This window comes from Saccharomonospora sp. NPDC046836 (genome assembly GCF_040645195.1).
Classification (GTDB): Bacteria; Actinomycetota; Actinomycetes; order Mycobacteriales; family Pseudonocardiaceae; genus Prauserella_A.
In genome coordinates this window covers 487,116-511,922 of record NZ_JBEYXW010000001.1, presented here as the reverse complement: position 1 = coordinate 511,922, position 24,807 = coordinate 487,116, and the positions used below count along the sequence as shown (strand labels likewise).

Annotated in this window: 21 protein-coding genes and 1 tRNA gene; 18 read left to right on the top strand and 4 right to left on the bottom strand. The window is 69.2% G+C overall.

What is annotated here, in order from left to right; genetic code table 11:
- Positions 1–3: 3 nt before the first annotated feature.
- The 3 genes from ABZ863_RS02570 (at position 4) to ABZ863_RS02560 (ending at position 3,650) form a co-directional block, all read left to right on the top strand.
- Positions 4–1,776: a gamma-glutamyltransferase gene (locus tag ABZ863_RS02570; RefSeq protein ID WP_358530117.1), complete on the top strand. Its 1,773-nt coding sequence runs from the start codon at positions 4–6 to the stop codon at positions 1,774–1,776.
- A 102-nt stretch (positions 1,777–1,878) separates the two neighbouring features.
- Positions 1,879–2,988 carry a sensor histidine kinase gene (locus ABZ863_RS02565; RefSeq protein WP_358530115.1) on the top strand — a complete coding sequence of 370 codons (1,110 nt, stop codon included), beginning with the start codon at positions 1,879–1,881 and terminating at the stop codon, positions 2,986–2,988.
- Positions 2,985–3,650 carry a response regulator transcription factor gene (locus ABZ863_RS02560; RefSeq protein ID WP_358530112.1) on the top strand — a complete coding sequence of 222 codons (666 nt, stop codon included), beginning with the start codon at positions 2,985–2,987 and terminating at the stop codon, positions 3,648–3,650. The genes ABZ863_RS02565 and ABZ863_RS02560 overlap by 4 nt, the downstream gene beginning before the upstream one ends.
- A 10-nt stretch (positions 3,651–3,660) precedes the next feature.
- Here ABZ863_RS02560 and ABZ863_RS02555 read toward each other — a convergent pair whose 3' ends face one another.
- Both ABZ863_RS02555 and ABZ863_RS02550 read right to left on the bottom strand, forming a co-directional pair.
- Positions 3,661–4,881, bottom strand: coding sequence for a flagellar basal body protein FliL (locus ABZ863_RS02555; protein WP_358530109.1), 1,221 nt, complete (start codon positions 4,879–4,881; stop codon positions 3,661–3,663).
- Between the two features lie 141 nt (positions 4,882–5,022).
- Complete coding sequence (locus ABZ863_RS02550; RefSeq protein WP_358530107.1) at positions 5,023–6,324, bottom strand: hypothetical protein; 1,302 nt, start codon at positions 6,322–6,324, stop codon at positions 5,023–5,025.
- Positions 6,325–6,412: 88 nt separating this feature from the next.
- Here ABZ863_RS02550 and ABZ863_RS02545 point away from each other — a divergent pair, with 88 nt between their 5' ends.
- The 3 genes from ABZ863_RS02545 to ABZ863_RS02535 are packed head-to-tail and all read left to right on the top strand — an operon-like array spanning position 6,413 to position 12,267.
- The gene (locus tag ABZ863_RS02545; protein ID WP_358530105.1) at positions 6,413–7,831 is read left to right on the top strand and encodes a methyltransferase domain-containing protein; all 1,419 of its coding nucleotides are present in this window, start codon (positions 6,413–6,415) and stop codon (positions 7,829–7,831) included.
- A 42-nt stretch (positions 7,832–7,873) separates the two neighbouring features.
- Positions 7,874–11,059 carry a glycosyltransferase gene (locus ABZ863_RS02540; RefSeq protein WP_358530103.1) on the top strand — a complete coding sequence of 1,062 codons (3,186 nt, stop codon included), beginning with the start codon at positions 7,874–7,876 and terminating at the stop codon, positions 11,057–11,059.
- A 23-nt stretch (positions 11,060–11,082) separates the two neighbouring features.
- On the top strand, positions 11,083–12,267 hold the full coding sequence (locus ABZ863_RS02535) for an acyltransferase (RefSeq protein ID WP_358530100.1): 1,185 nt from the start codon (positions 11,083–11,085) through the stop codon (positions 12,265–12,267).
- On the opposite strand, the gene ABZ863_RS02530 is transcribed toward ABZ863_RS02535, so the two are convergent.
- Positions 12,194–13,195 carry a hypothetical protein gene (locus ABZ863_RS02530; RefSeq protein WP_358530097.1) on the bottom strand — a complete coding sequence of 334 codons (1,002 nt, stop codon included), beginning with the start codon at positions 13,193–13,195 and terminating at the stop codon, positions 12,194–12,196. The genes ABZ863_RS02535 and ABZ863_RS02530 overlap by 74 nt on opposite strands.
- An 84-nt stretch (positions 13,196–13,279) precedes the next feature.
- Here ABZ863_RS02530 and msrA point away from each other — a divergent pair, with 84 nt between their 5' ends.
- Together msrA and ABZ863_RS02520 are read left to right on the top strand one after the other, a co-directional pair.
- On the top strand, positions 13,280–13,939 hold the full coding sequence (gene msrA, locus ABZ863_RS02525) for a peptide-methionine (S)-S-oxide reductase MsrA (protein WP_358530094.1): 660 nt from the start codon (positions 13,280–13,282) through the stop codon (positions 13,937–13,939).
- 33 nt (positions 13,940–13,972) lie between these two features.
- Positions 13,973–14,614, top strand: coding sequence for a dihydrofolate reductase family protein (locus ABZ863_RS02520; protein ID WP_358530092.1), 642 nt, complete (start codon positions 13,973–13,975; stop codon positions 14,612–14,614).
- Between the two features lie 57 nt (positions 14,615–14,671).
- Here the strand turns inward: ABZ863_RS02520 and ABZ863_RS02515 are convergent.
- Positions 14,672–14,744 (bottom strand) — tRNA-Gly (locus ABZ863_RS02515).
- 195 nt (positions 14,745–14,939) lie between these two features.
- Here ABZ863_RS02515 and ABZ863_RS02510 point away from each other — a divergent pair.
- The 10 genes from ABZ863_RS02510 (at position 14,940) to ABZ863_RS02465 (ending at position 24,733) form a co-directional block, all read left to right on the top strand.
- Complete coding sequence (locus ABZ863_RS02510; RefSeq protein WP_358530090.1) at positions 14,940–16,616, top strand: sigma-70 family RNA polymerase sigma factor; 1,677 nt, start codon at positions 14,940–14,942, stop codon at positions 16,614–16,616.
- A 54-nt stretch (positions 16,617–16,670) separates the two neighbouring features.
- Positions 16,671–17,111 carry a DUF983 domain-containing protein gene (locus ABZ863_RS02505; RefSeq protein WP_358530087.1) on the top strand — a complete coding sequence of 147 codons (441 nt, stop codon included), beginning with the start codon at positions 16,671–16,673 and terminating at the stop codon, positions 17,109–17,111.
- Positions 17,112–17,114: 3 nt separating this feature from the next.
- Positions 17,115–18,002, top strand: coding sequence for a DNA-formamidopyrimidine glycosylase family protein (locus ABZ863_RS02500; RefSeq protein WP_358530084.1), 888 nt, complete (start codon positions 17,115–17,117; stop codon positions 18,000–18,002).
- Between the two features lie 92 nt (positions 18,003–18,094).
- A complete protein-coding gene (locus tag ABZ863_RS02495) occupies positions 18,095–19,387 on the top strand; it encodes a histidine kinase (RefSeq protein ID WP_358530504.1) in 1,293 nt (430 codons plus the stop codon).
- A 10-nt stretch (positions 19,388–19,397) separates the two neighbouring features.
- Positions 19,398–20,243 carry a S49 family peptidase gene (locus tag ABZ863_RS02490; RefSeq protein ID WP_358530082.1) on the top strand — a complete coding sequence of 282 codons (846 nt, stop codon included), beginning with the start codon at positions 19,398–19,400 and terminating at the stop codon, positions 20,241–20,243.
- 51 nt (positions 20,244–20,294) lie between these two features.
- Positions 20,295–21,125, top strand: a complete 831-nt coding sequence (locus tag ABZ863_RS02485) for a LytTR family DNA-binding domain-containing protein (protein ID WP_358530501.1) — start codon at positions 20,295–20,297, stop codon at positions 21,123–21,125.
- Positions 21,126–21,131: 6 nt separating this feature from the next.
- Positions 21,132–21,617, top strand: a complete 486-nt coding sequence (locus tag ABZ863_RS02480; protein ID WP_358530081.1) for a hypothetical protein — start codon at positions 21,132–21,134, stop codon at positions 21,615–21,617.
- 73 nt (positions 21,618–21,690) lie between these two features.
- Positions 21,691–23,418 carry a cation acetate symporter gene (locus ABZ863_RS02475; RefSeq protein ID WP_358530498.1) on the top strand — a complete coding sequence of 576 codons (1,728 nt, stop codon included), beginning with the start codon at positions 21,691–21,693 and terminating at the stop codon, positions 23,416–23,418.
- Positions 23,419–23,464: 46 nt separating this feature from the next.
- Positions 23,465–23,818 carry a rhodanese-like domain-containing protein gene (locus ABZ863_RS02470; protein ID WP_358530079.1) on the top strand — a complete coding sequence of 118 codons (354 nt, stop codon included), beginning with the start codon at positions 23,465–23,467 and terminating at the stop codon, positions 23,816–23,818.
- Between the two features lie 3 nt (positions 23,819–23,821).
- Positions 23,822–24,733: a DUF4328 domain-containing protein gene (locus ABZ863_RS02465; protein ID WP_358530076.1), complete on the top strand. Its 912-nt coding sequence runs from the start codon at positions 23,822–23,824 to the stop codon at positions 24,731–24,733.
- Positions 24,734–24,807: the final 74 nt, after the last annotated feature.

Here is a 24,807-nt window from a genome sequence, read left to right as displayed (position 1 = left end):
GGCGTGTTCACGACTAGGCCGGAGCTCGCCGGCACGTACGGCATGGTGGCCTCGACCCACTGGCTGGCCTCGGCCACCGGGATGGCCGTGCTCGAGGACGGTGGCAACGCCTTCGACGCCGCGGTCGCGGCGGGGTTCGTCCTGCAGGTCGTCGAGCCGCACCTCAACGGCCCCGGCGGGCAGGTGCCTGCGCTCTTCGTGACCGCGCGGGACCGCACGCCGCGAGTGTTGTGTGGCCAGGGTGTCTCGCCCGCCGCGGCGACGCCCGCGCATTTCGCGAGCCTCGGCCTCGACCTCATTCCGGGCAGCGGCCTGTTGGCCGCGACCGTTCCCGGTGCGTGGGATGCCTGGTTGCTGTTGTTGCGCGACCACGGCACGAAGAGCCTGCGCGACGTTCTCGGCTACGCGATCTCCTATGCGTGGAACGGTGTTCCGGTCATCGGCAGGATCACCGAGACCATCGACACGGTCGCGGATCTCTTCGCCAACCACTGGCCCACCTCCGCGCGGCTGTGGCTGCCCGACGGTGAGGCACCCGCGCCCGGTTCGCTGCACCGCAACCGCACGCTGGCCCGCACCTGGCAGCGGTTGCTGGGCGAGGCGGAATCCGTGCCGGGACGGGAAGCCCAGATCGACGCGGCGCGCAACGCCTGGTCGCGCGGCTTCGTCGCCGAGGCCATCGACGCCTTCAGCCGCACCGCGTTCCGTGACGACTCCGGCCGCGACCACGCCGGCTTGCTCACCGCCGACGACCTCGCGGGCTGGGAAGCGTCCTATGAGGACGCCGTGCTCACCGACTTCGGTACGTGGAGCCTCGCCAAATGTGGTGCCTGGACGCAGGGACCGGTGCTGGCACAACAACTGCGGCTACTCGAGGGTTTCCATGACCAACTGTCCTATGTGAACGGTGTGCCGACCGCGCGGACGGTCCACCTGGCCACCGAATGCGCCAAGCTGGCCTTCGCCGACCGGGAGGCCTGGTACGGCGACACCGATGTACCACTCGACTGGTTGCTCTCCTGGGACTACGCCGCGCAGCGGCGCAGGCTCGTCGGCGAGGAGGCCAGCGGCGAGCTGCGCCCCGGCGGTACAGGCGCGCAGCTGCCGAAGATCCTCGCCGAGACCCGCGGCAGGACCACCGGCAGCGGCGCGCTCGGCGAGCCGACCGTCGGCCCGCAGGGGCAGGTACGTGGCGACACCGTGCACATCGATGTGGTGGACGCCAGCGGCAACATGGTGTCGGCGACCCCGTCGGGCGGCTGGCTGCAGTCCTCGCCGACCATCCCGGAGCTGGGTTTCTGCCTCGACTCGCGCGCGCAGATGTTCTGGCTGGAGGAAGGCCTGCCGAACTCGCTGGCTCCACGCAAGCGGCCGCGGATCACGCTGTCGCCGTCGATGGCCCTGCGCGACGGTGAACCGGTGATCGCGTTCGGCACGCCCGGCGGCGACCAGCAGGACCAGTGGCAACTGTGTTTCTGGCTCGCGCACACCATCGGCGGGCTGAACCTGCAGGAGTCGATCGACGCGCCCGCGTGGCACAGCACCGCGTTCCCCAGCTCCTTCTACCCGCGTGCATGGACGCCGAAGGAGCTGGTGATCGAGTCCCGCATCGGCGCCGCGGCGCTCGACGACCTACGCGAGCGCGGGCACGACGTGGTCGATGCCGGGCCGTGGGCGCTCGGCAGGCTCTCCGCCGTCTCGCGCGACCCGGCGAGTGGCCTGCTGCACGCCGCCGCCAACGCTCGTGGCATGCAGGGCTACGCCGTCGGCCGCTGACCGCGTAGGCGCAGTCAGCGCAGGTCTACTGCCCGGGGCGTAGGGCGACAACGCGCTTCTCAGCCGACACGCGCTCGCGTGGGCCGGGGGTAGCGTCGGTGCGTGTCCACACCGAGGCAGCTCGCGGCCGATGTGCTCGGCCCCCTCGTGCTGGCCGCCTTCGTGCTGGTCGTCACGACCGTTGCGGCACCACATCAGCCCGAGGCACGGACACTCGATGTGCTCGGTTACGGCCTGCTGGTCGGTGCCGCGTTGCCGCTGTTCGTACGCAGGCGGTTCCCGCTCACGGTGTTCGCGGTGTCGATGGCCTGCACGGTGGCGTACTACTGGACGCTGTATCCGGGCGGCCCCGCGATCGTGCTGCCCGCGTTCGCGCTCTACACGCTGGCCCTGTTGCGTGGCCCGCTGCTCGCGAGCCTGGCGGGCGGTGTGTTACTTGCCGGCGCGTACGTGGCGTTCGTGGTGGCCGGGCTCGGCTGGGTGCCCGACCCGCGGGCGCTCGGGTTCGTTGCCGGGGTGGCCGCGCTCATCGGCATCGGCACCGCGGTGCGCAACCGCGGGGTCGCGCTCGCCGCGGCGCGCAGGCAGGAGGCCGAGCACCGAGAGCGGCTCGCCGAACAGGAGCGGCTACGCATCGCCAGGGAGGTGCACGACGTCGTCGCGCACAGCCTCGCCATGATCAACGTTCAGGCCGGGGTCGCCGCGCACGTCGCCGATCGCAGGCCGGAGCAGGCCGTCGAGGCGCTGCGTGAGATCAAAGCGGCCAGCGCGGCGGCACTCACCGACCTGCGCGCGACGCTGGCCGTCCTGCGCTCGGGCGAGAACCGTGCGCCGGCGCCGAGTCTGCGCCGCCTCGACGAGCTGCTCGACCACGCCCGCGCGGCCGGGCTCGTGGTACGCGTGCGCGGTGCTGCCGGTGAGCTGCCCGCGCCCATGGACGCCGCGGCGTACCGGATCCTGCAGGAGTCACTCACCAACGTCGTCCGGCACGCCGACCAGGCACGGTCCGTGGAGGTACGGTTCACTCGCGCCGACGGTGGTCTGCAGCTCGCGGTCCGTGACGACGGATCCGGCGGCGCCGCGCCGAAGCCCGGCAACGGGCTGCGCGGAATGCGGGAACGCGCCGAGGCGCTCGGCGGCGAGGTGGATGCGCGGCCGCTGAGCCCCGGTTTCGAGGTCAGGGCGGTCCTACCGATCGAGGGGCGGCGATGACGATCAGGGTGGTGCTCGCCGACGACCAGGTGCTCGTGCGGGCCGGTTTCCGGGTGCTGCTGGAGACCGAGGACGGGTTCGAGGTGTGCGGTGAGGCCGGCGACGGGGAGGAGGCGGTCGCGCTCGCCCGTGAGCACCGGCCGGACGTCGTCGTGATGGACGTGCGCATGCCCGGTGTCGACGGGCTGGCGGCCACCCGGCGCATCGCGGAGGACCCCGAACTGTCCGGGGTGAAGGTACTGGTCCTCACCACGTTCGACGTCGACTCCTACGTCTACGACGCCCTGCGTGGTGGTGCCAGTGGTTTCCTCCTCAAGGACACCGACCCCGTTGAGCTGCTGCGGGCGCTGCGCGTGGTGGCCTCGGGTGAGGCACTGCTCGCACCGACCGTCACCCGCAGGCTGATCGCCGAGTTCGTCGGCAGACCGGAGAACCGGCGGATCGATCCGACGGCGATCGGTGAGATCACCGAGCGGGAACGGCAGGTGCTGGCACTCGTGGCAGGTGGTCTCACCAACGACGAGATCGCGGGCGAGCTGTTCATTTCCGCGGCGACCGCGCGCACCCACGTCAGCCGCATCATGACGAAGCTGCAGGCGCGCGACCGGGCGCAACTGGTGGTGCTGGCCTACGAGTCCGGTCTCGTCAGGCCGGGCGGCTGAGCAGTGATCGTCAGGACTCGCGATGCGTCGGCGGCGCCAGGTTCACCTGCTCGTCGAGCAGTTCGGCGAACTGGGACTCGATCGCATCCTGACTCGGGCCGGTGATGTCGATGATGATCACCCGCGTGTAGAGCACGTAGACCGCCCGGTACACGCTGTCTGACGTCGGGCTGCCCGCGCCGAGCACACGCACGCCCTGCATCGCGTGGTCGCGGACCGCCGGAATGCCGCCTTCCTGCTGCGTCACGGCGTACTCGTCAGCGACGGCGATCGCGGCGTTCTCGTCCTCGACCTCGATCGCGTACACGCCGATCGTGTTCTCACCGTCGCGTGTCGTCTTGAGCAGGCCTTCGGTCATGTTGGCGTCGGCGAGGGCCTCGATCACCGGTTCGGGCAGCATCTGGTTCTGCCGAAGTTGGTCGAGATCGAACGGCCCGCCCCCGTTGCGCTCGGTGCCGGGCGGATCGATGATCGCGGCGTCGTTGTCCTCCGGTGCAGCCTTCGCCGCGGGCGGCTCCGGCAGCGGTTGGGTCGTCGGTTGCGGTGGGGGCGCACTCTGGCTCGTGGCGGGTGGCTGGTCCGCCTGAGTGGATCCACCACCGTTGTTGATGAACAGTGCCCAGACGGCGAATCCGATTCCCGCGACGAGCACGACACCGAGAATCGAGAACAGCACCTTGCGGCCGGACCGCGATTCCGCTGGAGCGTCGTCGAACGACTCTGGTCCCTGGCTCATGCCCCAGTCGGCCGGACTCGGTGGCGCGACCGGGGGAAGGTCTGCGCCACCCCACGGCGGGCTCGTGTCGCTCTGCGGCGCGTTCCACGGCTGTCCGTAGGGCGGTTGCGGCTGCTGCGGGCCGGCGAAGCCACCGGGCGGGGACGCCGGAGGCAGCTGCTGCGGTTGCGGGAAACCGGCAGGCGGAGACGCCTGAGCCTGCGGGTGGGGCGGCTGTGCCTGCCAGTTGGAGACGACCTGGGTGCGTTCGGCACCCGGGTCGTCGGCGGGTCCGGCCTGGCCGGCGGCCGGCTGCTGTGGCGCGCTCGAGGGCGACAGCGGCTCGATGACCTGTGTCGAGTCGGCGCTTGCCTGGCTTTGCGGCTGCTGCTGCGGGTCCGGCGACGTCACTGCCGAGGAAAGGATCTGGTCTCGGCGAGTTCTGTATTCGTCGGCGGACAGGCTGCCGGACGCGAGACTCTCGTCCAGCTTGCGTAGCTCTTCCTGCCAGGTCACCCCCGGCCCCCCTTCGGGACAGTGCTTGTCTGCGCGCGCGGTATGCGAGCGCTGACGACAATGGAAACCGTGCACATTGTGCACCCCGGCTCCTGGGATGCCACTCTTGACCACCCGGTGATCGCCGCTGTCACCTGGTCGTTACCTGGGATTGTCCGCCAGCGCGGCGGCCAGCCTGTCGATCGCCTCGTCCCGCAGCAGCGCGCTGCCGCCCCCGGACACGATCCGTTCCACGAACTCGATGACGATGACGTCCCGGTCGGCGAGAACGCCCGCGATCTCGTCGACGGAACCGCCTGCGACGGTGTCAGCGTGCACCACGGTCAGGTCCCGGCACGTCGCGGCCAGAAACGGTGTCGCGAACTGCGTGTAGGAGTCGGCGATCACGCCGACCCGGCCCGCAATGGTCCCGTCCACCTCGCTGCCGTGCTGCTTCACCTCGAGCGGTGTCCGGAAGTCGCTGGCGATGTAGCGGGTGCGATCCCGTCCACCGTCCGGTGCGAGGCTGAACCGGTGTGGGTGCCATTCCTCGCTCCTGCCGAGCAGCCGGGGGAGATCGGCAGGCCACGGTTGCGTGCCAGCTGGTTCCACTTTCCAGGTCGACGTGCTGCCCGGTGCCAGCCGTTCGGCGAGTTCGTACGTCATGGTCAGCCCGCCCGCGAACGTCCAGTGGCTGTCCAGCGGGTCGTACAGTGGCTCGCCGACCTGGGCCTGCGCGGTTCGCAGCGCCGGACGCAGATCGATCGCGCCTGCCTCGGCAGGGACGCGCTGCCAGAATTCGCGCGCGCGTTCGTCGGCGCAGTCCTTGCCGACGTAGCTGTCGGGCAGGTACTGCGGCATCGCGGTGGACTTGTCCGGTGCGAACACCACCTCGAACCGGCGTCCGGATGCTTCGACAGCCGCGCGGAGCCGTTGGAGTGATCTGATCACGCCGTCGATGTCCGTCGTCGGGAAGCACTTGCTGAGCGCGTCCTCGCCGAGGTAGAGCCAGCCGTCCTTACCGGAGACCACCTTCGGGTAGAGGTCGTACGGCACTTGCTCGGGCTCGTCCTCCGGGCTGACGCCCACCGTGTCGCGGGCTCCGCCGCCGGCACCGGGCGAGTCACCGAAAACGCCGGCGCTGACGGCCTCCGCGGCATCGATCCCGGCCTCGCGCAGCGGCAGATGATCGGTCGCCCACGCGGAGAGCCCGGTGAAGAAACCCCAGCCCGCGCCGGGGCCGGGGAACTCGGCCAGCGCCCTGTTCTCGAAGGGCTCGGGCCGCACACCGGCCACGAAGGCGAGGGCGGGTGCGAGGAAGAACGCAATGGCACAGACCAGCGCCGTGCGCTGGCGGGGGCTGTGCCGTGGCCGGTAGAGGTTGTGCTCTCGTGGCAACCACGATTCCGGTGTCGGCGGGAGGTGCTCGCCTCCGGGCAGGTGTGATCGGGAACCGGACGGCACGCGCCGTATCGTATCGCGGGGTCGGTACGGGCGGGCCGGTTCACGCGAAGACATTCGCGCAGGCGGTCGGTGGAACTGGAGGCACGCGGTGCATCGCGCGCATGGACTTGGCTACGACGAGCGGATCCAGGCCGAGCAGGAGACCTTCGCAGCTCAACTCGACCTGCACGGCAGCCTGCCCGAGTCGGCACATCGGTGGTCGGCCCAGCACATGGTGCCGAAGCTGCATGCGCTCGGCGTCTCCAGCATCGACCAGTTGATCGTCGACGAGATCGCGAAGCGTGCCGCCGGCCTGCGCAGGGACGCGGTGGTGCTCTCGCTCGGCAGTGGCAACGGCGACCAGGAGCTCAGCTGGTTGCGATCGCTGCGCGAGGCCGGTGTGCGCAATGTGCGGATCAGGCTGCTCGAGTTCAACCCGGACATGCAGAAACGGGCTGCCGCCGCAGCCGCCGAACTCGGGTTCGGCGACCGCGTCGAGCACGTCGTCGCCGACTTCAACGTGTGGCGTGCCGATGCCGACCACGACGTCGTCGTGGCGTATCAGGTGCTGCACCACGTGCTCGATCTCGAGCATCTCTACGGACAGGTGCGCGACAGCCTCACCACGGACGGCGTGCTGGTGGTCCACGACATGATCGGCCGCAACGGGCACCGCAGGTGGCCGGAAGCACTCGAGGTCGTGGAGCGGATCTGGGCCACGCTGCCCGCCGAGTTACGGCGCAACGCGATCACCGGAGCGGTCGACGACACCTACGATGACGTCGACTGTGCGATCGAGGGCTTCGAAGGCATCCGCGCGCAGGACGTGCTGCCCGTGCTCCTCGACTACCTGCACCCCAGCTTCTTCCTGGCGCTCGGCAATGTGATCGATCCCTTCGTGGACCGGATCTACGGGCACAACTTCGATATGGGCAACGAGGTGCACCGTTCGCTCATCGACCACATCGGAACCCTCGACGACACCCTGATCGACCTTGGGGTGCTTACTCCGACCCGGCTCACCGCGCTGTTTCATCCGACACCGCAGCCACTCAGGGCATACGGCAGCCGCACACCCGCGCGGTCGGTGCGCGACACCTCCGTGTTCGATCCCGCCGGCCGGGTGTCGTTCCAGCCTCGCGGAACCGACCCCGCGGGGCTGGTGAGTGGATCGGGTGTCGCGGTCGGGCGGATGAACGGCGTGTTCCCGGACCACTGGGCCGGGCGTACCGTCCAGTTCCCCGTCCTCAGCACCGCGGCGGTGGCCACGCTCCGGCTGAGCGTCTATGTACCGGACTGGATGCCGCGTACCGGCAACCTGGCCATCGGTATCGATGGGACGATCGTGGCCACTGTCGACATCGCACACGGGCTGACCGAGCGAACGGTGCCGGTTGCGCTACCGGCGCACCGCACTGCCGAGCTCACCCTGTCGAGCGATTGGTGGGTGAACCCCGCTCTCGCCGGCACGGGGGATGATCGGCGCACCCTTTCCTATGTCCTCGTGGGCGTCAGCTGGGAAAGCTGAACCGGCACCACCAGCGGGTATGTGAACCGCTAGTCTCGCCGCATGGGTAACCGACCTGGGGTTGAGCGGCTCATCGAGTGGACGGGGGAGCGGTGCGTGCCGTGGGCCGACGACCTCCAGGTGATCTACGAGCACTACCACCGGTACGCCTACGCGCTGCAATTCACCGAGGGCAAGCGCGTGCTAGACCTCGCGAGCGGGGAGGGTTTCGGCAGTGCCCTGCTCGCCACCACGGCGCGCAAGGTGGTCGGCCTCGACATCGATCCGAAGACGATCGAACATGCCCGCACGACGTATCCGCTCGCCAATGTGCGCTTCGAACTCGGGTCGATCACCGATCCTGACGCCCTGAGTGATGAACCGGCTTTCGATGTGATCACGTGCTTCGAAGCCATCGAGCACGTGCGGGAACAGGAACAGTTGATGGAACTGGTCCTGCGCAGGCTCGCGCCGAACGGGATCTTCCTGTGCAGCACGCCGGATGTCGAGATCTACACCCACGACCACGGCAACCAGAATCCCTTCCACGTCAGGGAACTGGGGGAGGACGCGTTCCGCGACCTGCTGGGCGAACGTTTTCCGCACGTCACTCTGCTGCGGCAGAGCGTCGCCGTCGGATCCCTGATCCACGATGGCGGCGCGGGCACCGGAAGTGAGGCGCACCTGCTGCGCCGACAGTCAGCGGACAGTTGGTCGGTCGAAAAGGGAGCGCCGCACACCTACCTGCTCGGGATCGCCTCCGGTCAGCCGTTCGACACCGCGCACACCTCCGTTCTGCTTGATCCGAAGCTGACTCTCGTCCAGCAGGGCCGTGCCGCCGAGGTGGCCGCACTGTCGGATGCCGTGCGCGGACTGGAGGAACAACTCGCCCACCAACAGCGCGCGAGCGAGACCGCCGCGGCGGAGGCAGCGGCAGCGGCAGCCGCCTTGACTGCCGAGCGCGATGCCGCACGGCAACAGGTCGAGACACTCGGCGAGGGCTACCGCAAGTCAGCCGCTGAGGTGGACCGGCTACGCAGGCAGGTGGAAAGAGACGCCGCGCGGCTGAAGTGGCTGTCGGACAACAACACCGCACTGCGGCAGACAATCCACCACTTCGCGACCGAGAACGCCCGCCTCAACGCGGAACATTCGGCACTCGCACAACGGCTGATCGGCCGCTACCGCACGACGATCGAGCGGCTCGCGCCTCGCGGTACCCGCCGCAGGGAAGCGTACGAAACAGCATTGGGCCGCACGCCGGTGACCACTCCCTCGGCCGACGCTGTGCCCGGGCCTGTCAGCGTCACCACCAGCAGCGAGCCGATCGTCAGCGTGGTGATCCCGACCTACGGCAACTGGCCTTATACCCGGCGCTGCCTCGAATCGATCGAAATCCACCTGCCTGCCACACCGTTCGAAATCATCGTCGTGGACGACGCCTCTGTGGACGATTCCGCGGAGCGGGTGGCCCAATGCCCTGGTGTGCGGCTCGTCCGCGCACCGCGCAACCTCGGTTTCGTCGGTGCGTGCAATCTCGGCGCCGAGCACGCCCGTGGTGACCTGATCATGTTCCTGAACAACGACACAGAAGTGCGGCCCGGTTGGCTCGACCGTCTGGTTGAGACGTTCGACTCGAGCCACGGCGTGGGTCTCGCCGGTGCCAAGCTCGTCTACCCCGATGGCCGGCTGCAGGAGTGTGGCGGGATCATCTGGCGCGACGGGACCGGCTGGAACTACGGGCGCGGCCAGAACGCGGACGACCCGCGTTACCGCACGGTGCGCGACGTCGACTACTGCTCCGGCGCGGCCCTGCTGGTGCGCCGCGACCTGTTCGAGCAGATAGGCGGCTTCGACACCCGGTACGCGCCCGCGTACTACGAGGACACCGACCTCGCGTTCGCCGTCCGCGCGGCCGGGTACCGCACCGTCGTGCAGCCGGAGTCGGTCGTCGTGCACCACGAGGGCGTCTCCAACGGCACCGACATCGGGTCAGGGATCAAGCGATACCAGGACCTCAACCGGTCCGTCTTCGTGGAGAAGTGGGCAACGGCGCTGGCCGATCACCTTCCCGAAGCCAGCCCGCGCAACGTGTGGCTCGGCCAGGCCCGCACGGCACTCGGGCACCATGGCGGTTTCGTTCTCGTCGCCGACCACCAGGTACCGCGCACCGACGAGGACTCCGGTTCCGTCCGCATGGCGCGAATTCTCGAGCTGCTGGTCGAACTTGGCGAGCGGGTGGTCTTCTTTCCCATGAACGGGGCGGTACCCGACAGCTATACCACTCCGCTCTACGAGGCCGGGGTCACGGTTATCGCTGATCACGGGCAGCAGGCGGAGTTCTTGCGGGAGGCGGGAGACGCGTTGCGTCTCGCGGTGCTGTCCCGGCCACAGGTCGCGTGGCAACTGCTGGAACCGATTCGCCAGCACGCGCCGGACTGCCTCATCGCCTACGACACGGTCGACCTGCACTTTCTGCGGCTGCGGCGGCAGGCGGACCTCGCGGCCGAGCTCGGTGACAAGGCCGAACACGCGTCTCTGCGGCGCCGTGCCGAGGCGTTGCAGGAGCTGGAACTCGGGCTGGTCCGCGCCTGTGACGTCACGCTGACCGTGTCCGATGTGGAGAGTCAGCTGCTCGGCGAACTGGTGCCGGCGGCCGAGGTCGATGTGCTGTCCAATGTGCATGATGCCGCGGTGATGCCCGCGATTCCGCATGGTCGTGCGGGTGTGCTGTTCGTCGGCAGCTTCGACCACATCCCCAACCGGGACGCCGCGCGGTGGCTGGCCGAGGACATCATGCCGCGGGTACGCGAGCAGTGTCCTGACGCGCTCGCCCACATCGTCGGGTCCAACCCTCCTCCGGAGATCCGCGAGCTCGCCACTGACGCCGTGGTGGTGCACGGCTGGGTCAAGGACCTGGCGGCGCTGTACGAACAGGTGCGCGTCGTGGTCGCCCCACTGCGCTTCGGTGCGGGTGTCAAGGGCAAGGTCGGTGAGGCGCTGGCGCTCGGTGTGCCCGTGGTGGCGACTCCGCTGGCAGCCGAGGGCATGCATCTCAACCACGGCGACGACGTCCTGCTGGGGGAAACCGCCGAGCAGGTGGCCGAACAGATCGTCAGACTCCTGCGCGATGACGTGCTGTGGCTTGGGCTCACGGCGGCAGGCAAGGAGGCGGTGAGCCGGCGGTTCGGCCCTCAGGTGGCCCGCACGACCCTCTCCGGCTTGCTGACGCAGTCGCGTGTGGACTGATCCTCCTCGGGGTGAGGGTGCGTATGGCTCAGCAGCGGACGGGACGGCATCAGCCGTCCAAAACCTACGCTGACCCGAACATCGGGTTCGCGTGGCTGCGTTTGTTCGGAGCCATCACGGTCGTCATCGACCACAGCTCACCGTTGGTACATCCGGAAAGACTGACCATTTTCCCCGCGAACTGGGAGGCTTCCCCCGGTTACGTGGTGCTCATGGCCTTCTTCGGGATGAGCGGATTCCAGATCAGCGACAGCTGGGAGCGGGACCCGTCCTGGTGGCGGTTCGCCGGCCGCAGGCTCCTGCGCATCATGCCGCCGCTGCTCGTCGTGGTCTTCTTCACCACCTTCGTGATCGGGCCGCTGTTCACGACAATGTCCGCCGGTGAGTACTGGTCCGATCTGCAGACCTGGCGCTACCTCGTCGGCACCTCACTGCTGTTCCTGTTGCAACACCTGCTTCCCGGTGTGTTCGTGGACAACCCCTACCCATGGTCGGTCAACGGTTCACTGTGGACGTTGCCGATGGAGTTCGTCGGCTATGTCGTCGTGCTGGTCCTCGGGTTACTCGTCGCGGCGGGGGTGACCCGGTTGCTCGTCTTCGCGGTACTGGCCGGGCTACTCGTCCTCGACACGATGTACCAGGCGACCTTCGGCTTCCAGGGCGACGCCGGCTCGCTGCTGCAGGTGCCGATCGGCTCTCTGGTGTCGTTCCTCGTTCCGTTCGTTCTCGGTGTGATCGCGCACCAGTTCCGCGACCGTATCCCGTTGCGCCCGGTTATCGCGCTGGGCTTGCTGGCAACGTGGATTGCTCTGCATTGGACACCGGCGGACCGCTATGTCCTGCCGTTGATGGCGACCTACGGAGCCATCGTTCTCGCCCATCGCTGGCCGCGGCGGCTCGAGGTGGACGGCCGCTGGTTCTTCGGCAGCTACGGTATGTACATCTGGGCATTCCCGGTACAGCAGCTGATCATCCTTGCCGGTGTCCGCGATCAGTGGGTTCTCATGGCGCTGGCGGTGCCTGCCGCATACCTATGCGGGGTCCTGTCCTGGTGCCTGGTCGAGGCACCGACTCAGCGTGGGCTGCGCAAGTACTTTGTCACGCCGCGGCGGGTGGAGCCGGACACCATCGAGTTCAGGCCGGTGGCAGCACCCGCCGCAGCTCAGCGACGACCGCCGTCAATGGCTCGCTCAGATCGGCGGCGGTAGCCGGAAGCGGCTGCGACACCCACAGGTTCACCGCAACGTCGCCGGAGGCGTACCAGGTACCGGCAAGCGTTCGCTCGCCGAGTTCGCCGGTCAGCGTGTCGTCCGGGGCGGAGCTTCGTGTGTAGCCCGCGCCCAGTGCCGAGTCACGCATCTGCTGGGCGGTGTTCCTCGCGGCATCCGGGCTCGCCATGGGGATGGCCAGCAGGAAGTATGCGGTAGGGCCGTCCGCGGAAGCCCGGTACAGGACTTCCTGCGCACCGTTTCGTGTGAGCAGTGCCGCGGTCTGTTCCGTGTACAGCCCGAGGTCGGCGCCCCGCCGGACCGCGACCGTGGAGTTCTGCGGGTTGGGCTGGCCGGGCAGTACGGGGAGCCGGTCTTCGAGGGCGACGTCCTGCTGCGTGCTCGTCTCCTGCCCAGGTGCGGGGTCGGTGGTGTCACCGCGGCCGAGCCACCACGCGCCGCCGATGATCGCCGCAAGTGCGAGGAAGACGCCGAGGGAGATCAGTAGCCACGTCCGCGTCCTACCCCGGTTCTCCGCCGGGATGGGCGGCGGCGGGACATGCAGCCGGCTGATCGGCATGGTGAGCTCGGTGTCGGCGGGGCTGGGCGCGGTGGTCGGCCTGCTCGTGGCCAGCAGCGCCGCCGGGTTCACCTTCTGCGGCAGCGCAGGCGTCGTCGGCTGTTGGCTGGGCGGGACCGCGGCCTGCGCCGACGGTTGGGGGTTCAGCTGTGCGCTGGCCGCCGGGTTCGCCGCCTGCCAGCGCGGGGCGCCGTCGGGGTTGTCGTGCGGTGTGGCAGGCGGCGACACGAGGGGGCTGCCGGACGCCTCGGCCAGGATGTCCTCCCTGCGGCGGCGGTGCTGATCATGACTGATGGTTCCTGCGGCGAGCTCGGCGTCGAGGCGGCGCAACCGTTCCTGCCACGTCATCCACAACCCCCTGGCCTACGAGCGAGCACTCGCACAGTACTTCGTCACCTCTTGGAGGGACATTGTGTCGCCTACCATTGACTCATGTCGTGGTTTGGCCGAGACAAGACCCGGCTCGTGTCGGCTGAGGAGACACTCCCCGGCCGCACGGAGCCGCTGGTGACCCCTGATGTGCACGCGGTGTACCCCGAACGGCGGATCAAGCCGCCATTTCCCGACGGCATGCGTACTGCCGTCTTCGGCCTCGGCTGTTTCTGGGGTGCGGAGCGGCTGTTCTGGCAGACGCCGGGCGTCTACTCGACGGCGGTCGGCTATTCGGGCGGGCACACACCCAATCCGACCTATGAGGAGGTCTGCACCGGCCTGACCGGTCACACGGAGGCCGTGCTCGTTGTCTACGACCCGCGGCAGGTGTCGTACGAGAAGCTGCTGAAGGTGTTCTGGGAGGGGCACGACCCCACGCAGGGCATGCGGCAGGGCAATGACGTCGGCACCCAGTACCGCTCGGCGATCTACTACGCCGACGACTCACAGCGCGCCGAGGCAGAGGCCTCCCGCGACGCGTTCCAACCGGCCTTAGACCGTGCCGGACACGGCCGGATCACGACGGAGATCGCCCCGCTCGGACCCTTCTACTACGCCGAGGACTACCACCAGCAGTACCTCTACAAGGTGCCCAACGGCTACTGCGGCTTGGGTGGGACCGGTGTCGCCTGTCCGGTAGGTCTGACGCAGGCTGACTGACGAGTTCAGTTCGCTTCCGACGATGGGGGCACCATGGGCTTGATCCACATCGACCTGTTCGCGACGCTCGACCTGGTTGGCCAGTCGCCGGGTGAGCCCGACGAGGACCCCGACGGCTTTCCGTTCGGGGGATGGCAGGCGCCCTTGTTCGACGAGACGGTCGGCCAGCACGTCGGTGCCGGAATGGAGGGCATGGACGCCCTGCTGCTGGGCCGCAGGACCTACGACATCTTCGCCGCGTTCTGGCCGAACCAGGTCGACGGCGTCGACGGTGGGATCGCCACGCTGTTCAACAGCCTCCCGAAGTACGTCGCCTCGCGCGGCAACCCGGATCTGCGCTGGGCAGGCTCGACGCAGCTGGGACCCGATCTGGCGAGCGCCGTGCGCGAGCTGCGTGACAGGCATGAGCACGTCCACGTGATCGGAAGTCTGAACCTGGTGCAGACCCTCCTGCGTGAGCGCCTCTTCGACCGGCTCGACCTGTGGGTCTTCCCCATCGTGCTCGGCGTGGGCAAGAAGGTGTTCGACGGCGGTGCGATGCCTGCCAATCTGGAGCTCCTCGAGCCGCCCGTCGCCTCGGCCACAGGCGCTGTGCTCCTGCGTTACGGCCTGGGTGCGGGGACCCCGGGCACCGGGGACATGCGACGCGAAGACCGCGGCGCCGGTCCGAGCTGACGGTCAGCGGGGAGTAACGAAAAAGGCCCCCGATTGGGGGCCTTTTCAGGATTCGAGAGCGGACGACGGGACTCGAACCCGCGACCCTCACCTTGGCAAGGTGATGCGCTACCAGCTGCGCTACGTCCGCATGCACCGCATTGTTCGCGCTGTGCATGAGAGAGTCTATACCGATCGTCGCCCGGGGTTGCGAGGCACCCGCCGATGCCGGAGTGTGGGCGGTAGGTCACGTCCGTGGTACAGGGGGTGACGAGGGTGGCGGGGCTCCGTATGGTGTTCAACGTTCAACCGAAAGGGCTACGGCCCGGAGGGGGTGCCAGGCTGGATGGATCGTGCGGTCCCCGGGTCCGATGAGCCGGCACTGCTCGAACGGTTGCGGTTGGGCGAAGACGCGGCATTCAGCGAGCTCTTCGAACACCACGCGCCCGCCGTGCGTCGCCTTTCCCGAAGCCTCGCGTCCGACAGTTCGGAAGCCGAGGACATCACGGCGGAGACGTTCTTCCGTGTCCTGCAGGCCGTCCGCAGGGGTAACGGTCCTCGTGACAACGTGCGGGCCTACCTGCTGACCGTCGCGCGGCGCGTGTCGTGGGAGTGGCATGGTGCCCGCCGCGACGTTCCGGTCACCGACGACGAGCTCACCAACCGGGTCGGCGCCGGTGGCGATGCGCAGAACCGCACCGCCGAGGCCACGCTCATCACCCGCGCCTTCTCCAGCCTCCCCGAACGCTGGCGGACCGTGCTCTGGCAGACCGAGGTCGAAGGTGTGCAACCGGCCAGCGCCGCACAACACTTCGGGCTCAGCGCCAACGCCACCGCCGCGCTCGCCCGCCGTGCCCGGCTCGGCCTGCGGGCCGCTTACCTGCAGGCGCATCTGGCCGTCAACCGCAGCTCCGACGGCTGCCGCACGGTGATGGAGAAGCTCGGCGGCTATACGGCCGGCAGCGTCACCGGGGCCGAAGCGCGCAAGATCAAGGCACACCTCGGCAGTTGCTCTTCCTGCCGGTCCACCCACGACGAGCTGCGCGAAGTGTGCTCGACGCTGCGCGCTCACGCCGGGGTAGTCGTGCTGCTCGTCCCAGCCGCGGGGCTGGCGGTGGGCACGATGTCGGGTGTGGGCACGGCAGGCGGCGTCGCCAGTGCGGCCGGGGCCGGCGGCGCTGCCGTAGGCGGGGCAGGCGGCGGTGTTCTCGCGGCCGCCGGTGCGCACGTCAAGCTCGGGCTGGCGCTCGCTTCCACGGCTGCGGTCGGCGCGGTCGGGGTCGCCGTTGGCCCACTGAACCTGATGGACGAGCACATCGTCGGCCTGCCGGGGGAGGGCGCCGGCGTCGAACTGCAGATCGCCGAACCGACACCGCAGGCCGAGCTGGAGTCGTCGGCGTTCGAGGCAGGTGGCCTGGTGCCGGGGGCCCGCTACTCCGAGCGCGAACACGTCTCGGTCGCCAGCGGCGCTGAGCCCGCGGGGCATTTGGAGGCCACGGAGTACACGATCCCGGGCGGGCTGCAGATCGCAGGCGAGGCACGTGCTGGCACGCCCGCGGCCGGGACGCAGCTGCCGGGCACGCATGTGCCGCCAGGGCAGGCCAAGGGAAACAGTGGCAACAACGGCAATGGCAACAACGGCCAAGGCAACGGCAACAACGGGGAAGCCAAGGGCCAGAACGGGTACGGCAACAACGGGAACAACGGCAAGACCAATGGCCAAGGCAACGGCAAGGGCAACAACGGCAACGGCAATGGGAACGGCGCGCCGCGTAGTGATCCGTCGGAGCTCAGCGAGAGCACCATTCCGGCGTACAGCAGCACGGCGGCGATGACGACGACGAGCGAGCCGGCACAGTCCATCGAGCCCACCACGCCGACCTGGCGTGGCTCGCCGAGCCCGGAGCCGACGACCATGGCTGCGTTGGTCGCCTCGACTACCTCGACCGGGGAGAGCGCTGCCGATCCGGCCCCCGAACAGGGCCATGGGTTGCAGCCGGATGCGGGCTTCCCGCCCGGTTGAAGATCACGGTAACTTGTCACGGAACGTGCTCGGACAGGCCTGCGGAGGAAAGCAATGAACCGGCTGGTCCAGGGTTCCGACGGCCGGGAGTGGGTCATTCGCGGCCAGATGGAATGGCGCAAGCCGGCCACGGCGGACGATTTCGAGCACGATGTCGCCGCGAGCTACGCGCCCGGCATCGTGATGGCCACCGTGGCGACCGTGCTGGCTGTTGTGCTCATCGTGTGGATGCCCGACGATGTCGTGGTGCCTAGCTGGGTGCCGTTGGCGGTCCTGTTGATCGCGCTGTTCTTCCCGCTGCGGTGGGTGCTGCGCAGGCCGTGGACGGTTGTCGCCGAGACCGAGGGCGACGTCACCGGCGAGCGCCCTTCCGAGCGCTGGGTGGGCACGATCCGCGGCATCTTCAACGTGCGGGGCGAGGTCAACCGCATCGCCAAATCCATCCAGCGCCACGACCTGCCGGACTTCGAAGGTCCGCTGCATCCCGTGGAGTAGCCGATGCCCGAGTTACCGGAAGTCGAAGCCCTCGCGTACCACCTGCGCGAGCACGCGGTCGGCCGGACGGTGACCAGGGTGGACGTGGCCTCGCTGAGCGTGCTCAAGACGGTGACTCCGCAGTGGACCGAGCTACACGGCCGCGAGGTGACCGGGGCGGGGCGCCACGGTAAGCATCTCGACCTCGAATGCGGGGACCTGCACCTGATCGTCCACCTGGCAAGGGCGGGCTGGCTGCGCTGGTCCGACTCGCTCTCGCCGGCACCGCCACGGCCAGGCGGTAAGGGCCCGATCGCCCTGCGGGTGCATTTGTCGGCCACGGCAGGGGAGAGCGCCTTCGCGGCCGGCGGTCCCGGCTTCGACCTCACCGAAGCCGGGACGAAGAAGGGCCTCGCAGTGTGGATCGTCCGGGATCCGGCCGAGGTGCCGAGCATCGCGCGGCTCGGCCCGGACGCGCTCGCGCTCGACCGGGATGGGCTGGCCCGGCTCCTCGGTGGGCAGACGGCCAGGCTCAAGACCGTGCTGACGGATCAGCGGATCATGGCCGGCATCGGCAACGCCTACTCCGACGAGATTCTGCACACCGCGCGGCTGTCTCCCTATGCGACGCCTGCCAAGCTCACCGACGACGCCATCGACCGGCTCGCCGCGGCGATGCACGACGTGCTCACCAGCGCGGTGGAGCGGTCGGTCGGCCAGGACGCGGCCCGGCTGAAGGGCGAGAAGCGCTCCGGCCTGCGGGTACACGGCAGGACGGGTCTCCCGTGCCCCGTGTGCGGTGACACCGTGCGTGAGGTCTCCTTCGCCGACCGGGCGTTCCAGTACTGCCCGACGTGCCAGACCGGGGGCAAGCCGCTGGCCGATCGTCGCATGTCACGCCTGCTCAAATGAGAGCCGGAAACACCGCGTGACGACCCTTCGTCGCGAAATACGCACAGAAAGTGCTCGGATAGCCCTTGCACCGGGCACGCGGAGCGCAGAGCATTGACGCCGTGTCCGGGCTGTTGACCACGCAAGTCATCCCATGGGGTGTTGCCACGGTCGCGGTCGTCGCATTCGTCGCCGTGTACGTCCGTAACCGCAAGCCCAGCGGCGCCATCGACGACGCGGTCCTCGAAGCCGTGTACCTGATGTCCACGGCACCGGTCGAGCTGCGGGAGGGCCTCGACCAGATGGTCGCCGACAAGGTCGCGACCCGTCTGCTCCAGCTACTCAAGTGCATTGCGGTCGGCATCACCGATGGCGAGGGCACGCTCCTGTCGTGGGACGGCGAGGCCAACGACCACTACGTCGACCTCGTCGACACGGTCGGGACGTCGATCCGCAAGCACCGCCGCGAGGTCGTGTCGCACGACAAGATGCCGTGCAACCACCGCGGCACCTGCCGGATGCGGACGGCCGTGATCGTGCCGCTGATCGTCGAGGGCAAGACCGAGGCGGTACTGATCGTCGTCGGCCGCACCCGCGGCAAGCGCATCGTGCAGATGGCCGACGCCGTCGCCAGCTTCGTCGGCACCCAGCTCGAATCGGCCCGGCTCGAGGAGACCAAACACCAGCTGCACCAGGCCGAGATCAAGGCACTGCGCGCGCAGATCTCCCCGCACTTCGTCTACAACGCGCTCAACACGATCTCCTCGCTCATCCGGACCGACCCGGAGGAGGCGCGCGAGCTGCTGCAGGACTTCGCCGACTTCACCCGGTACTGCTTCCGGACCGAGGGCACGTTCACGACACTGTCCGATGAGCTGCGCAACATCGACCGCTACCTGACCATCGAGAGCGCGCGCTACGGCGGCAGGCTCAACGTTCGCCTCAAGATCGCACCCGAGGTGCAGTCGGTGGTGGTGCCGTTCCTGCTCATCCAGCCGCTGGTCGAGAACGCCGTCAAGCACGGCATCGCGACCAAGCCCGGTGGCGGCACGGTCACCGTGACCGCGCAGGACTACGGCACCGAGGCCGAGATCAGCGTCGAGGACGACGGTGTCGGCATGGACCCCGAGCTGCTCGACGGGATGCGCGACTCGAGCAGCAGCGCGCACATCGGACTCACCGGCATCAACCGCCGTATGCACCAGGTGTTCGGCAACAAGTACTCGCTCATGGTCGAGACGGCGCCGGGTGCCGGGATGAAGGTCACCATGCGGGTGCCCAAGTTCGTACGCGGCGTCCGCCCTGACATGCTGAAGTTCGCCGCCGAGGTGCCCGAGCAGACGGCCCGCCGCAACGGCGGCGCCCCCCGTTCCGCGCTGCCGAACGGGGTCGCGAATCCAGGCTAGGGTTGAGGCCATGAAGACCACGACCGCGCAGCGGCTGACCTCGCGAATTCCGAAGATCGGCGACCGGACCGACCGCAAGGACGTCGTCGCGGTCGTGAAGCTGCATGGCGTGATCAACCCGCAGGCCTCGCCGCTGGCCAGGGGCGTGATCAGCCTCGGCGCGGTCGAGTCGGCGCTGACGCGCGCGTTCGACCACGACAAGCTCAAGGCCGTCGCGTTGCAGATCAACTCGCCGGGCGGCGCGCCGACTCAGTCGGGCCTGATCGCGGAGCGTATCCGGCAGCTCGCCGACGAGAAGAAGGTTCCGGTCATCGCGTTCGCCGAGGACGTCGCCGCCTCCGGCGGTTACTGGCTGGCCTGCGCTGCCGACGAGATCTACGCCCACCGCACGTCGCTGGTCGGCTCGATCGGTGTCATCACCGGCGGGTTCGGGTTCACCGGTCTGCTCGAACGGTTCGGCATCGAGCGCAGGCTCCACACCGCTGGCAGGAACAAGTCACGCCTCGACCCGTTCAGCCCCGAGAAGCCCGAGGACGTCGAGTGGCTCGGCAAGCTGCACAACCAGCTCCACGAGATCTTCGTCGACTGGGTGCGGGAGCGGCGCGGCGATCGCCTCACCGGTGGCGACGACCTGTTCACCGGCGACGTGTGGCTCGGTGCCAAGGCCATCGAGCTCGGGCTGATCGACGGGCTCGGCAACCTGCGTGACGTACTGCGTACCCGCTACCCCGACGCCGAGATCGTGTTCGCCGAACCGAAGAAGCCGTTTCTCGCGCGGCTCGGCATTGGCGCGCCTGCGGCGGCGCTCCTGGACGCGGTCGAGACCAGGGTGGCTTGGTCACGTTTCGGCCTGTAGCGGTCGTATCCCCCGCTAGCGGTGTAGACATTGGACGCTCCGCCCGGCAGGATTGCGTTCACTGTGAGTACTCAGGACGACACCCGTAGGCTCCTCGTCCTTGCGGTGGACGACGAGCTGCACGGACTGGACCAGTTGCGGCACTGCCTTGAGTCGAACTCGCATGTCGGTCGCGTGATCCCCGCGGTCGACGCCTCGGAGGCGCTGCGGCTGCTCGGCTCCGAAGACGACGAGATCAGGGTGCGCAAGGAACACGGCCTGCCTCCTGTCGATGCCGTGTTCGCCGACATCAACATGCCCGGCCTTTCCGGAATGGAGATGTCGCGCGTGTTCGCCTCACTGAACCCGGCGCCGGTGCTGGTGTTCGTGACCGGGCACGCGACAGAGGCGGTCAACGCGTTCGACCTCGGCGCGGTGGACTACGTGCTCAAACCGGCGAGGCAGGACCGCATCGACAAGGCGGTCAGCCGGGTCGTCGAAAAGCTGCGCAGCAGCCAGGGCCAGCAGGCGGGTGGAGCCGCCGAGTCGGTCAAGACCGACGACGAGGTGATCCCGGTGGAGCTCGCCGGCACCACCAAGCTCATCCCACGCTCGTCGGTGCGCTGGGTCGAGGCGCAGGGCGACTACGCCCGGCTGTTCACCAACGACGGCAGCCATCTCGTCCGCATCCCGCTCGCGCAGCTCGAGGAGCGTTGGGGCAAGGCAGGCTTCGTGCGTATCCACCGTTCCTTCCTGGTGGCGTTGCCGCTGATCACCGAGCTGCGCATGGGCCAGGGCGGCTACCAGGTGGTGATCGGCAACGAGGAGAAGATCCTGCCCGTCAGCAGACGGCACACCCGCGAGCTCAAGGACAGGCTGGTCGGCTCGTCCCGCCCCGGGTAGCCCACGATGACCGACGACTTCTACCGCAGCGTCGACGGCATCCGGGTGCCGGACCCGACGCTCGGGAAGAACGTCAGACCCGAGCCCGAACCGGAGCCCGTTCCCGACGAACAGGTTGCCCCCGAACCGCCGCCCAAGATCCGCCGGAAGCGGGTCGTGCTCGCCGAGCCGAGCCGCACGCCGAGCTCGCTGCGTGCCAGGGTCGAGCTGGAGCAGCAGACCAGCTGGGGTGAACTGCTCATCAACGACCTGATCAAGATTCAGCTGCGTACCGCGATCGCACTGGGCGGGCTGGTCGTGCTGGTGCTCGGCGCGCTGCCGGCGCTGTCGTACTTCGTGCCTGCCTTCACCGAACTTCGTTTCGTCGGCATCCCCCTGCCCTGGCTGCTGCTCGGCGTGGCGCCCTTTCCGCTCTTGTTCGGGGTGGGCCTGTGGTACAACCGGCTGGCGGAGCGCCACGAACGCGACTTCGTCGACATGATCGAGAACTGAGCCAGCGGCACCGGACATTTGCGAGGAACTGCCCGTGTGGAACCCGTGGGCTCTGACCAGCGTGGGGCTGGTCATGCTGGTGACCTTCTACCTCGGTCACCGCACGTCCCGGTTCGCGCGCAGCACCCACGACTTCCTGGTGGCCCGCCGCACTGTGCGGTCCCGGCGCAACGCCGCCGCCATCTCCGGTGAGTACCTCTCCGCCGCGTCCTTCCTCGGTGTAGCCGGACTGGTCCTCAAGGACGGTGCCGACGCGCTGTGGTACCCGATCGGCTTCACCGCGGGCTACCTCGCGCTCATGCTCTTCGTCGCGGCGCCGCTACGGCGTTCTGGCGCCTACACGCTGCCCGACTTCCTCGAAGCCCGGCTGGGCTCGGTGTCCCTGCGCACGATGTCGACGTGGTTCGTGGTCTTCATCGGCGTCCTCTACATGCTGCCGCAGCTGCAGGGCGCCGGCATCGCGCTGACCGCGATCATGCCCGCGCCCGCGTGGGTGGGTTCGGTCCTCGTGACGGTCGTCGTCGCGGTCAACGTCATGGCGGGCGGGATGCGGGCGATCACGCTGGTGCAGGCGTTCCAGTACTGGCTCAAGCTCTTCGCGCTGGCGGTGCCGACCTTCGTGCTGGCCGTGGTGTTCTTCGGTAGCGATGGAGCCGGGTCGGCGGGCTCGCTCGGCGATCCGGCGCCACCGCGGTTCACAGAGGAGACGCGGGTCGCGATCAGGACGGAGGCGACGCTGCGCGTCGGCGAGCCCACCCCCGTGCGCATCGGCGATGGCAACCGCGAGACGACGGTGTGGCTGCCCGGCACCGACTACGACATCGAACCCGGCACCACCCTCGTGTTCCCAGCGGACGCCAAGGTGCCGGTGGTGAGCGACGGCGAGCTCGACAACGCGAGCTGGCTGCGGCCGACCGAGACGGCGAGTGAACTGCTCGGCACGTACTCGCTGATACTCGCGACGTTCTTCGGCACGATGGGCCTGCCGCACGTACTCGTGCGCTTCTACACCAACCCGGACGGTAGGTCGGCCCGGCGCACCACCGTGCAGGTGCTGCTCCTGCTGGGGTTGTTCTACCTGTTCCCGGTGATGATCGGCGCGCTGTCCCGAATGTACGTGCCGCAGCTGCTGGTCACGGGCAATACTGACGCGGCTGTGCTGGAGGTACCCGGCGCGATGGTGCCCGGCGTCCTCGGCCAGCTCCTCACAGCCGTGACGGCGGCGGGGGCGTTCGCGGCGTTCCTGGCGACGGCGTCCGGGCTGCTGGTGACCGTGGCAGGGGTGATCGCGACCGACCTGCTGGCAGGTAAGGCAAGGGACTTCCGCACGGCGACACTCTTCGTGGCGGCGGTGCCCGCCCTGCTCGCCGTTTTGCTGCCTGTCGAGGACCTCTCGCTGAGCGTCGGCATGTCGTTCGCGCTCGCCGCGTCCACGTTCGCCCCGCTGCTCGTCCTCGGCATCTGGTGGCGCAGGCTGACCTGGCTCGGCGCGATGGCAGGCATGTGCACCGGCGGCGGGCTGGTGCTCGCGGCCGTCGTGCTCAACTCCATCAGCGCGCGGACCGGTGCCTGGGCACCGTGGTTCCTCGAACAGCCTGGGCTGTTCACCGTGCCCGCGGCGTTCCTGGTGACGATCGTGGTCAGCCTCGGTACCGCGCGGCGCGTGCCCGAGGACGTCAATGCCGTGATGCTGCGGCTGCACGCGCCGGACCCGCTCGGGTTCATGCGGGACCGCACGGTGGCCCGGTTCGGCCGCGCGGAGGCGCGAGCGCGCACCGGCCGTGGTCGGCACCGCAAATAGGGATCTCTCACCGGCGGGTAACGGAGCCTCGTGCAACGATGGATTCGTGGTGAATCCTGCCGAAGTGCCGACGGCCTCCATCTCCGAGCTGCCGTCGCAGGGCTATGTGCTCCTCGACGTACGCGAGCCGGACGAGTGGGTGGCCGGGCACGCCCCTGAGGCCGTGCACATCTCGCTCGGTGACCTGCCCGCCCGCGCCGGTGAGCTCGCCGAGCTCGCCGCCGACCGGCCCGTGTACGTGATCTGCCGCTCGGGTGGCCGTTCCGCGCGGGCCGCCGCGTGGCTCAACGCCGCGGGCGTTGTCGACGCCGTGAACGTCGCCGGTGGCATGAGGTCCTGGCACACCGAGGGCCGCGCGATGGTCGGCGACCGCGAGGGTGTGCCGCCCGAGGTGCTCTGAACCATGCAGCCGGGGCAGACCGGTGGCCAGATGCGGGTGCGCTGGGTCGCGACAGTGCCGGGTGGTGGCGTGCCGCGACGGCGGGCGAGGCCGGACGGGCACTACGCGGGGCCGCCGTCGTACTCGACGCCACCGCGCTGGGGCTTCCCGAACGTGGTGTGGCGCTGGCCGACAGCCGTGCCGGGCACCGCGTCCGGGGTGCTCGTCCCACTGCAGCGGCTGCGGATGATCGCGCGCAACGCACTGACCGTGCTCTGGACGATGGCGGCGCTGGCCACCATCGCCGGGGCTGCCGAGTTCTGGCGATATGCGCTGCTGGTGCGCAGCCGTGATTCGGCGCTGAGCCCGGGCGTGGTCGGTGCCTCCGATGCGTTCGTGCTGGCGTTCTCGCTGCTGTCCTTCGTGATGGCGCTGTTCGCGATCGCCGGCACAGTGTGGTGGTTGTTCGTGGCGCGGTCGGCTGCTGCCGACGAGGCAGGTCAGGAGCCGCCGCGGCCCACGTGGCAGGTGCTGGTCGGCACGCTGGTGCCGGGACCGAACCTGGTGCTGGCCGGCTCGATCGTGGCCGAGCTGGAACATGCGGCCATGCGGCGTCCCGTGGACGCCAGGCCCCGACCGTCCCGGCTGGTGCTCGCCTGGTGGGCCGTGTGGGTCCTCAACGCCGTGCTGCTCGCGCTCACCGTGGTGTGGCGGATGCGCGACGGCGTGCAGGCCGACGCCGACGGGGTGGTTCTCAGCGGGCTGACCGATCTGTCGGCGGCCGCGCTCGCGCTGGTCACCGCACAGGTGGTGCGGCACGTCACCCGTCTGCTGGCGCCGCTGGACACCCGCCGGCTGCGGCCGATGCGCGTCGTGAAGGTGACCGGTGCGCCCGAACTCTCCCGTCGCCCCCGCCCGATAGGCGCCACCCGCTGACCGCGCGCGAGTCCCCCGCCCAGGTGCGCGAGTCCCCCGCCCAGGTGCGCGAGTCCCCCGCTCGGGTGCGCGAG

Bases quoted from the DNA above. Each gene is read 5' to 3' on its own strand.
- ABZ863_RS02560 (WP_358530112.1), top strand. From the start codon at position 2,985: ATGACGATCAGGGTGGTGCTCGCCGACGACCAGGTGCTCGTGCGGGCC.
- ABZ863_RS02540 (WP_358530103.1), top strand. From the start codon at position 7,874: ATGGGTAACCGACCTGGGGTTGAGCGGCTCATCGAGTGGACGGGGGAG.
- ABZ863_RS02475 (WP_358530498.1), top strand. From the start codon at position 21,691: ATGCTGGTGACCTTCTACCTCGGTCACCGCACGTCCCGGTTCGCGCGC.
- ABZ863_RS02535 (WP_358530100.1), top strand. From the start codon at position 11,083: ATGGCTCAGCAGCGGACGGGACGGCATCAGCCGTCCAAAACCTACGCT.
- ABZ863_RS02510 (WP_358530090.1), top strand. From the start codon at position 14,940: ATGGATCGTGCGGTCCCCGGGTCCGATGAGCCGGCACTGCTCGAACGG.
- ABZ863_RS02530 (WP_358530097.1), bottom strand. From the start codon at position 13,195: ATGACGTGGCAGGAACGGTTGCGCCGCCTCGACGCCGAGCTCGCCGCA.
- ABZ863_RS02465 (WP_358530076.1), top strand. From the start codon at position 23,822: ATGCAGCCGGGGCAGACCGGTGGCCAGATGCGGGTGCGCTGGGTCGCG.
- ABZ863_RS02500 (WP_358530084.1), top strand. From the start codon at position 17,115: ATGCCCGAGTTACCGGAAGTCGAAGCCCTCGCGTACCACCTGCGCGAG.
- ABZ863_RS02490 (WP_358530082.1), top strand. From the start codon at position 19,398: ATGAAGACCACGACCGCGCAGCGGCTGACCTCGCGAATTCCGAAGATC.
- ABZ863_RS02480 (WP_358530081.1), top strand. From the start codon at position 21,132: ATGACCGACGACTTCTACCGCAGCGTCGACGGCATCCGGGTGCCGGAC.
- ABZ863_RS02505 (WP_358530087.1), top strand. From the start codon at position 16,671: ATGAACCGGCTGGTCCAGGGTTCCGACGGCCGGGAGTGGGTCATTCGC.
- ABZ863_RS02520 (WP_358530092.1), top strand. From the start codon at position 13,973: ATGGGCTTGATCCACATCGACCTGTTCGCGACGCTCGACCTGGTTGGC.
- msrA (WP_358530094.1), top strand. From the start codon at position 13,280: ATGTCGTGGTTTGGCCGAGACAAGACCCGGCTCGTGTCGGCTGAGGAG.